This is a genomic window from Candidatus Regiella insecticola LSR1, from assembly GCF_000143625.1.
Lineage (GTDB): Bacteria > Pseudomonadota > Gammaproteobacteria > Enterobacterales > Enterobacteriaceae > Regiella > Regiella insecticola.
The window spans coordinates 1-3244 of sequence record NZ_GL379645.1; the positions used below are offsets into that span (position 1 = coordinate 1).

The 3244-nt window shown below is 36.7% G+C and carries 7 protein-coding genes; all 7 read left to right on the forward strand.

Features of this window, described 5'->3' with window-relative positions; all coding sequences use genetic code 11:
• The coding region (locus REG_RS13480; RefSeq protein WP_039908333.1) for a hypothetical protein at nt 1-263 on the forward strand (263 nt) is incomplete at its 5' end.
• 62 nt (nt 264-325) lie between these two features.
• Nucleotides 326-622 (forward strand): type III secretion system inner rod subunit SctI, encoded by a 297-nt coding sequence (sctI, locus tag REG_RS08670; protein ID WP_006705296.1) that lies wholly within the window; start codon nt 326-328, stop codon nt 620-622.
• Nucleotides 623-668: 46 nt separating this feature from the next.
• Nucleotides 669-1340, forward strand: coding sequence for a hypothetical protein (locus REG_RS14380; protein WP_006705297.1), 672 nt, complete (start codon nt 669-671; stop codon nt 1338-1340).
• Between the two features lie 37 nt (nt 1341-1377).
• A complete protein-coding gene (locus tag REG_RS08680; protein WP_006705298.1) occupies nt 1378-1686 on the forward strand; it encodes a hypothetical protein in 309 nt (102 codons plus the stop codon).
• A gap of 103 nt (nt 1687-1789) precedes the next feature.
• Nucleotides 1790-2065, forward strand: a complete 276-nt coding sequence (locus REG_RS08685) for a phosphopantetheine-binding protein (RefSeq protein ID WP_039908335.1) — start codon at nt 1790-1792, stop codon at nt 2063-2065.
• A 43-nt stretch (nt 2066-2108) separates the two neighbouring features.
• Complete coding sequence (gene tsaC / locus REG_RS08690; protein ID WP_006705300.1) at nt 2109-2678, forward strand: L-threonylcarbamoyladenylate synthase type 1 TsaC; 570 nt, start codon at nt 2109-2111, stop codon at nt 2676-2678.
• 11 nt (nt 2679-2689) lie between these two features.
• Nucleotides 2690-3244, forward strand: a 555-nt coding sequence (aroE, locus tag REG_RS08695) for a shikimate dehydrogenase (RefSeq protein ID WP_006705301.1), incomplete at its 3' end; no start/stop codon positions are given.

Genomic DNA, 3244 nt, shown 5'->3' on the forward strand with positions numbered 1-3244 from the left:
CTGATATTATCAGTTTTAATAAAAATGCAGGTGTAACATCGGTAGTAGATTTATCTACAAAGCGTAGTGAACAGAGACAGCCAGAGTTGCCAGAAGATGTTATGGCGGCACTTAAACAGCTAAGTAAAGATCCTTTAAATGAAGTGGCAGCACTTAATTATCAGCGAATATCACAGGATAATATGTTAGCAAAAACAGCGGCTTCTAATACAAGTAAAGAATTGAAAGATGTTACCATGAGTATTATCAGCACCTTCCGTTAATTAATGTTAGTTAATTAAATATTTTCAACTTTATTTAATATATATCTTATATAGAGGCTATAATGGATTCAATTAAAAACATTCAAGGCATAAAAACCATTGTCGATGATATTAAACCAATTGATGATGGAAACGTATCACTTGAAGATCGTATGCTGAGTGCATATTCTAATAATATTGCTGAATTTTCTGACAGAAAAAATAAAATTTTAGAACAAATAAACAGTAACAAACCTATGAGCTTTGATGATACTTATCGATTACAAAAACGCATGGGTGATTATAATATGGAGGTGTCACTGATTAGTGCCACTGTACGTAAAGTCGTTGGTGCCGCTGAAACACTATTACGCGCATGATGATGAAGAACAATTCGGTTAATATATCAAAACGAGGCTCTGTATAATGCTTAAATTAACGCCTTTAACTGCACATGAAGGTGTGTTATTGACACGTGCACAAGTCACCGGACAAAGACAAGCAAAAAATATATTGTCTGAAGCTTGCTTACACGCAAAAAAAATGATTAAGCAAGCAGGAACTGATGCGGAAAAAATAAGAAAACAGGCTTATGCCGAGGGTTATCAACAAGGTGTTATTACCGCTGCCAAACAGATAAAAAAATATATTAACGCGAGTAATGCGTTAAGTGAAAAATTAAATATAGTACTAGTGGAACGTGCTAAGGAAATATTATCTACTGCCCTTGATCATTCTGATATACTAATTATTTTAGTTGATGAATGGTTGCGTAAATTAGATAAAAAATCTGTTGTAAATGATGATTTATTACATTTAATTCTTCCGTTAAGTGCAAAAAAAAGGCATGTGCAGTTACTAGAATTCCTTAATGAAAATTGGAATAAACCGATAAAAATAGAATATCATGCAGAATCTAGATTAATTATTAAATATGTTGATCAAATCGCTGAATTTGTTCCAGATGAATTTATTGAACAGGGTTTAACACGTTTATCATTAACCAATTATGTCACTAAGGAATGTCGAACGCTTTCACAAAATGCTTTACAACAATTGAGTGATCTCTTTCAAAAATCATTTTCTGCTACCGAATAAAATAATAATAAATTTAAATATCTACTAAGGACATGCTATGACTGAAATTATTAACACTGCATTTTACCAAACAAAAAATTCCTCGCCCGGTGTACTGAATACGTCAATGACGCTTAAAGAAAGAATGGAATCATTAAAGAAAGATCTGGCGGAAAAGGTCACTTCTGCTGAAACTAAAGAAGCCAGACATGAGGCATTAAAAAATGCTTTTAATAAACATGCTGAATATTTAAAACCAGCATCTTCTAGAGTAAATTACCTTAGAAAATTTTTGAGGAAAAAATTATTAATATTGATGATCCTGAACAAAGAGAAAAAGAAAAAAAGAAGCTTTCACTGGCGATGACGTCTTCGTAAAATTTAATAAAAGTTTTTTACAGCTATTACTAATAAACAAAATATACCAATTAAAACGCCTAGTTTTGAAGGTGACAACTGGAGCATTCTTGATGATGAAGAACGGTGGTAAAACTGATCATAAAAGGATCACCCGGCAGATCTTGGTCACTTGTCTTGGCTGTAGTGAGCAAGATCTTAGTGGCGAAAAACATCTTATTAATGATTTATACGCAGATTCCCTCGCGCTAATAGATATGGTCATCATGATTAGCGAGCAATTAAAAATTGATATGGATGAAAAAGACATTATTAATATTGATACTGTTAATGATCTTTATTGCTGGGTAGAAAATAAAATATTGGCGGTTTCAAGCGATTTCGCATAGGCTCTCAGAAAAATCAGATATCAGATAATAGTAGGATAAGGGCATGAGTCAAAATGAGCCCGCTCAATTGGAAAAAGTATTATTAGCGTTACAACATGAAGAAGTGATTGCCTATCCAACAGAATCGGTATTTGGCTTGGGGTGTGATCCAAACAGCGAAAAAGCGGTGAATGCGTTATTGACCTTGAAGCAGCGTTCTCGGCAAAAAGGGCTAATACTCGTTGCGGCTAACTATGATCAGTTACAGCCTTATCTCGATGATTCACAGCTCAGCATGGCTCAGCGTGCCTCTGTTTTTAGCAGTTGGCCAGGGGCGATAACTTGGGTGATCCCCGCCAAAAGAGATACCCCTGATTGGTTAACGGGGCGTTTTAATTCACTGGCTGTTAGGGTGAGTGCTCATCCATTAGTACGGCAGCTGTGTACATGCTATGGTAAGCCTTTAGTTTCGACCAGTGCCAATTTAAGTGGTCATCCGCCTTGTCGTACAGAAGCAGATGTCAAAATGCAATTTGGTATTTTATTACCCGTGCTAACAGGGCAGGTGGGCGGTTGTAAAAATCCATCAGAAATCAGAGATGCGCTAACGGGTAAACAACTTCGTCAAGGCTAGCAGAGAAAGATATGTCACACTTTGCTGTTTTCGGTAACCCCATCAAACACAGTCTATCGCCTAAAATTCACGCGCTTTTTGCCGCTCAAACGGGTATTGCACATCTATACCGATCAATACTTGCCTCCCCTGATCATTTCGAAAAAGAATTAACCACATTTTTTTCAGCTGGTGCAAAAGGGGCTAATATTACGACACCCTTTAAAGAGCGAGCCTATGCAATATGTAACCAACTGACAGAAAGAGCAGCATTGGCAGGGGCGGTTAATACTTTACTCGCGATAGATGATGGAAAATTATTAGGCGATAATACGGACGGTATCGGCTTATTAGACGATCTTAATCGGCTCAATTTTATCCATCCGCAGGATCGCGTTTTATTAATCGGAGCGGGGGGCGCTGCGCGAGGCGTCATCTCGCCACTTATCTCCTACGGTTGTAACATAGTTATTAGCAATCGAACCTTTAGTCGTGCGCAACAGTTGAGTGAACTCTTTAAGAAAAATATTATGGCGTTGGAGATGGCGGCATTACAGACTGAAAAATTTAATTTAATTATTCATGCG